This is a genomic window from Methylomagnum sp. (assembly GCF_054333355.1).
In genome coordinates this window covers 1-6,180 of the sequence record NZ_JBTEKS010000260.1, presented here as the reverse complement: position 1 = coordinate 6,180, position 6,180 = coordinate 1, and the positions used below count along the sequence as shown (strand labels likewise).

Genomic DNA, 6,180 nt, shown 5'->3' with positions numbered 1-6,180 from the left:
GAACCCGCGCCGCTCTAGGCGGTTCCGTCAGTTCCGTGAGTTCCGTCTGAAAAAACAATGTCCGTTCGGCAATCAATCATTGCGCCTTCCGCATCCCCCGCCCAATTTGTCCCGCCAGCGCCAGGAAAGCCCACGGCAAGGACGCTTTAACCCTTGGGTTCCTCGCTTCCCCGCCCGCTTGGTTCCGTCAGTTCCGTCACCCAAAAAAACCACGGAACCGCTGAAAGCCGCGCCGCTCTAGGCGGTTCCGTCAGTTCCGTGAGTTCCGTCTGAAAAAACAATGTCCGTCCGGCAATCACTCATTGCGCCTTCCGCTTGAGCGGCGTCACGTTGTCCCGCGCCACGCTCGCCGTCTCGATGTAATCGGCGATGCGCTGCATGGGTTCCCGCAAGCCTTCCACCGTCAGCACGATGTAACCGGCGGTCACATCCGCCCCGGTCGTGTGGTTCAGCAACCGCTTGATGGTGTAGGCCGGAATCCCGATGGTTTCCGCGACACTGGCGAAGGTGCGCCGCAAATCGTGCGGACTGAAAGGAATCCCGGCCTTCTCGGCGACGCTCAACACCTGGTGCTGAAAGCCCGTGCGGGCCGCTGCCTTACCCAAGCGGGTACAAAACACCACGTCCCCGAAGCTCTCCGCCTTGCGGACCTTGAGCCGCGTCACCAACTGCGACGGCAACGGTAGCCGGTGGTCGGTGTGGTTCTTGGTGTCCCGCAGCAACACGGAAGCGTCCTCTAAATCCACATCCGCCCACAGCAGCGCGTGGGCTTCCTTCACCCGACAGCCGGTCAGCAGCAGAAACCACAGGTAGTCTTGCGCCAGGGAATAAGAGAGGGTTTCGACCGCCTCCGCCCAGGCCGGGAACTGGTGTGGCCGGATCGCCCGTTGCCGCCGCTTCTCACGGAACCACGCCTTGGTTTCCGACAGCCGCACCGTGGGGCATTCCCCGATGATGTCAACGCCCTTGGTGCCCTTGTGATAAGCGCGGGTGAAGTTCCACACCGTGCCGAAGTAACGCAGCACCATGTTGGCGGTCGCCTCGCCGCGTTCCTCCCCAAGCAGCCGGTGCCGGTGCATGACCATTTCCCCGGTAATCCGCGCCAGCGGCTTCGGCATCCAATCCGCCAGACACATCGGGATTTTGTCTAGGTTCGCCACGGTGGCCGGTCGAAGCGCCTTCCGCTCGATGTACAGCGCCAGGGCTTCTTTCAGCGTCACGCCTTCCAGCTTCGCCCGCTCCCGGTCGGCCAGCGGATCGCCCCCGGTCGCCACCGCCGCCAGGAACTTATGCGCCTCCCGCCGCGCCAGTTCGGCGCTCAGAATGCCGAACTTCCCCAGCGTCACCCGCCGACTTCGCCCATTGATGCGCTTCTGAACGATGAACGAAACTACCCCGGCATTCGTGATGCGTACCCCGAACCCCGGTAGTTCATCATCCCAATGCACGGCGTAGCCTGTTTTGAAGGCTGTGGAATCAGTTTCCGGTGGGCGGAGTTTTTTGATTTCCGACTTGATGATTTTCACTTGCTCCCGGCCTCCTGCTTACATGTCATGTAACCGCCATGTAAGCACGCGAACGAAAGCTAGGGCAAGTTTGGGAAAATTAGAGAAAGCCTATTTCCTTGAAAATCAGTGGCTTGTAAGCTACGGAAAGTTACGGAAAGGCTATGTTGCATTATTCGACATGATGAAAAGGTAAGGCGGCACGCCTGCCAGGGAAAAAGCCGGGTTTTAGTCCCGGCTTTTTTGTGTCCGCTCTATATACTGCGTTCAGCCACAACCTTAACATCCTGCCCCCTCTCCCTCTGGGAGAGGGTTTAAGTTAAGCGATGCCTGATCGGTTTGGCTGATCCAGAACCCAGGCCGGCTTACATTTTCCCGCGTAACACAAACTCCCGCACCGACATCCCCGCCGCCGGATGTTCCGCCATGGCTTTCTCCAACTCGTCCGCCAAGGCCAACACCTCCGGCGGGACCAGCGCCGTTCCCACAGCGTCCGGCCCCTGACGCATCGCCCGCAGCACATCCCCCAGGGTCAGGCCCGCCAAATCGGCGGCGGGAACGAAGCTCTCGTCGCCCCGGCCCGTTTCCTCCAGCAAGCCCCCGGCCCGTAGCACCTGCAAGCCATCCTTCACCGTCTCCCAAGGCAAGGCCAACCGCTCGGCCAGTTCATCCAGAGTCCAGGGCGCTTCACCCCGGACAAAGCGCGCGGCGATCAGCGCCATCAAGGCCAGCCCCAGCCGATCCTTGGTCCGATTGTCGAAATCCGCATAACGGTTGTGGCCGCGCACATAATGGGGATGCTGGAAATACAGCGCGGCCTGCCCGCCCAGCAGCAGAATGAGCCAGGACAGGTCCAGCCAAATCATGAACAGGATGACGATGACCAAGCTGGAATAAATGGCGTGATAACTGGCCGATCCCGCCACGAAATGAGCGAACAACAGCCCCGCCAATTTCCACAGCAAGCCCCCCACCGTGCCGCCGAACAGCGCCGCCCGCCAAGGCACGCGGGTATTGGGGATGTAGATGTAGACGAAGGTGAAGGCGGCGATAATCAGCAGGAACGGCAGCAGCTTGCCGCCCAGGAAGAACAGCGTGCCAAATGGCTCCTGCGCTATCAGCCGCCGCACGGTGGCGGCGGTGGGGCTGGACGCGGTGAGTCCGATGGCGGAAAAAATCAGCACCGGACCCAGCAGCACCACGCTGAGGTAATCGCTGGCCCGCCGGGTGAAGCTGCGGGCCTGGGTGACGCGCCAGATGTGGTTGAACGCCGCCTCGATCTTCCCCAGCATGGACACGATGGTATAAGCCAGCACCGTCAGGCCGACGAAGCCCAGCAAGCCCACGTTGACCCGCTTCACGAAATCCAGGATGGTACCGGTCAATTCCGGCGCCTTGTCGCCCAGGGGCGCGAGCATTTGCAGCAGCAGCGGCTCCAACTGGTTGTGGACGCCGAAGGTCTTGAGCAACGAAAAGCTCAGGGCTAGCCCCGGCACGATGGCGACCAAGGAGGTATAGGCCAGGCTGGTGGCGCGGTAATTCAGCCCCTCGTCCCGCACGGCGCGGAGCAGCGCCCGGCCCCAGGCAACGACCAGCGCTCCCATGGCGTGGATGCGCTGCATGGCTGGGGGCGGATTGAAGGTTTGTGTCATGGGTTGGCGGGGCTTGGGGTGAAATTACGGATCGGCAAAACGCAGGCGACTCATGAAAATCCTGATTAGCAAGATGCTTCAGTCATAGGATGGGTGCAGCGCAGCGAAACCCATCATGCCACCTAGCCCGGAGCGATGGGTTTCGCCACGCTGCGTCCATCCTATATAACCAACCCACTCTACAGGATTTCCAATATATCCCTCATCATCCCCCCAACATGCTCCACCCATAAGCCCCCGCCAGCCCCACATAAACCACGAAGCTGATCCCCAACAGCCACGGCCCCACGCCACCGGGCCGCGCCCACACCGGCAAATGCGGTGCCAGTCGCCGATAGTTCAGCCAATACAAGGCCACCGGGAATATCACCGTGCCCGCGAAGCCAATCACGGCGCTGGTGAGAATCAGCGTGCCGGGCGTGTCCAGCAGCATGGTCAGGCAGGTGATGAGGGTCATCACGCCTAAGAAGATGTAGTACCAGACCCGCAGCGACAGCCGGTGGCTCTTCGGGAACAGCACATGCACGATGTCCGCCTGCATCCGGCTCACCGCGTCCGCCGTCGCCAGCCAGGTGTCGGACAGGAAGGCGGCGGCGACGATGAGGAACAGAATCCGCCCAATCTCGCCCCAGCTCACCTCGAAGAATTTGGCCTGCACCACGGCCAGCTCGTATTCCTGCGGCAGCAAGCCCTTCGGATACAGCAGCGCGTAGGCCAGCAGGCAGGTCATCAAGGTCGTGCAGAGGTTGCCGCAAATGCCCACCAGCACGTCGGCCCGCAGATATTTCTCCCATTGCCGCCAGCGCCCGGCGTTGTCGGGGCGGTCTTCCGGCAGATTGCCGTCGGCGGTGACGACTTCCGGCTTGTCGGCGACGACGCCGGTGATCCGGCCCATGTGCGCCGCCATGCCCACGCCCTTGTCCCGCAGCCAGTAGGAATAAAACAGAATCCAGAACCCACCCAGCCCGGCGAAGGCGATGGCGGTCAGCAGCTTGGTGGAATCGGCGGCATCCCACGGGCGGGGCATGGGTTCGGTGGGGCCGAGCAAGCCTCGGGCGAAGCTGGGGATGGTCTGCGCGACCTCCGGTTGCGAGCAGGCCCACAGCAGCCCGACCACGGTGGTGATGGCGACGAACTTCATGAAGCGCTCCACCAGCACGTACACCACTTGGCTGAACAAGATGCCCGCCAGAAACACGGCGATGGTGACGTAGCCCCAGAACAGCGATTGCCCGCGTGGCGTCCAGCCCTCCGGGAAGTGGGTGAGCGCCGCCAGCGAGGTGCCGCCCGCCGAAGCGAACGCCCCGAACCAGCAGAACGACACCGACATCAGCACCCACAGGAAGATGCCGAAGCCCCGGTGGAGGCGGATGAAGCCATGGAAGATGCTCTCGCCGGTCAGCAGGGTGTAGCGGCCAATCTCGATGTTGATGGGGTATTGCAGCAGGCAGGCCGGGATGAGCAGGCATAGGAAGGTGAGGCCGTATTTGGCGATCATGTACGGCCACCAGATGAGTTCGCCGCTGCCCTGGGCGAGGGCCATCCAGACGATGCCGGGGCCGAGGGCGGCGTACCAGCCGGGGAAGTTGGGGAGGGGTTTGCGGGTGAGTTGGGCGAGGGAATCGGTGGCGTGGGATGTCGGCTGCATGGTTATTGTTGTCGGTTCTGGGGGAAAGGTGCGACAGCATACCTGTTGAGGTTCGCGAGGCAACTGGCGGGAGTCGCGATTCGATGCGGGAGGGTGTCGCGTGAGTCGGCGGGGGTGACGGCTCAACCGGCGCAGGTTCATGGCTGGTGCTTGATGGGTGGTGCGCTGAACCTCGCAAGGGTTAGCGATGAACCTTTGCGGTCCAGCGGCGAACCTTCAAAGGTGGAAACGCAAGCCTTTACCGATCAAGGTTGAACGTTCGGACGTGGAAGCGTGGACCGTAAAGGGTCCGGCGTTGAACCTTTGAGCATTGAAGCATGAACCTTCGCCGTTCAACGTTGGACGTTCGGAAGTGGGCGCCGAACCGTTTCGGGTTCAGGCATGAACCTTCCGAGGCGGAACGGGGAACCCCCGCTGTTCTGTGATGAGCCATTTCGGATGGAAGCTTGTAGGATGCGGTGAGGCACGAACCGCATCGTTCGCGATTGATGCGGTTCCTTCGTCACCGCATCCTGCGTGCTGCACGGCGGTTTGGCGCAGCCAGCCATCCAGCGCGGCGACGCCGCAGTCAAACCCGTTTCGGTCGTGGTGCCCAGTCAAGGCTTCCAGTCTTATCATCGCGGCGCTCGGTGTAGTCGGTCAGGGTGGCCAGCAAGGTTTCGTTGGGGGGTGGCGGGTTGTCGAGGGCATCCAGGAATTGGCGGGCGTCGTCGCCGCTGAGCCGGATGACGCGCTCTTGTTCGATGATGCGTTCGGCCTCGCGCAGGGCGGCTTGTACGACGAATTGGTTGACGGTCGCCCCGGTCAGGGCGGCGGCTGTTTCCAGGGTTTGCTGGGTGTGGATGGGCACGCGGGCGGTGATGCGGCCACGTTCGGCGGATGGAGTAGCCATGGGGTAAGCCTCTTGTGGAGTGGGGATGGAGTTTAGTGGTGGTGGGGTGGCAGATTGTCACCAAAAGTGGCTTTTTAGCTGGCCTTTGCTTGTTTCCCTGTTGCTGTTCGGGAGTTCAAGGCCGGAGCCATTTGTTTCCCTAAACCTTTTAAGAACACATCAAACGGTGACAGTCACAGTTTGGCTTGCTTCATTTCTGAATGAGTTTGCGGCAAAGTAGGCGGGTCTGGCGGTGTGGATCGTTAAGGCTGAGAGGGGTTAGCCGGTTATTCCGCCTACCGCTGTGACAACAATTTCAAACCAATAATTGAATGGGGATTATCGCCATGTCCGAGCTTGCTTTACGTGTTTGGTCCCGTGTGATTATATTCCGGTTAGAAGCTATGCTCTCTTCGAGGCGCGGAGCCTGCTCCGCGAGGTATTCAATTCACTGGCTTGAGGCTCCGCCATGCTGATCCGTCTCCACAAGAACGCCCGCACCAC

Annotated in this window: 4 protein-coding genes; all 4 read right to left on the bottom strand. The window is 61.5% G+C overall.

What is annotated here, in order from left to right:
* Positions 1–299: 299 nt before the first annotated feature.
* Complete coding sequence (locus ACXWUF_RS16485) at positions 300–1,526, bottom strand: tyrosine-type recombinase/integrase (protein ID WP_458495740.1); 1,227 nt, start codon at positions 1,524–1,526, stop codon at positions 300–302.
* Between the two features lie 344 nt (positions 1,527–1,870).
* Positions 1,871–3,157, bottom strand: coding sequence for a YihY/virulence factor BrkB family protein (locus ACXWUF_RS16480; protein ID WP_458495739.1), 1,287 nt, complete (start codon positions 3,155–3,157; stop codon positions 1,871–1,873).
* A gap of 205 nt (positions 3,158–3,362) precedes the next feature.
* On the bottom strand, positions 3,363–4,805 hold the full coding sequence (locus tag ACXWUF_RS16475; RefSeq protein ID WP_458495738.1) for an Nramp family divalent metal transporter: 1,443 nt from the start codon (positions 4,803–4,805) through the stop codon (positions 3,363–3,365).
* A 568-nt stretch (positions 4,806–5,373) separates the two neighbouring features.
* Entirely contained in the window at positions 5,374–5,697 is a 324-nt protein-coding gene (locus ACXWUF_RS16470; protein ID WP_458495737.1) for a type II toxin-antitoxin system TacA family antitoxin, read from the bottom strand.
* Positions 5,698–6,180: the final 483 nt, after the last annotated feature.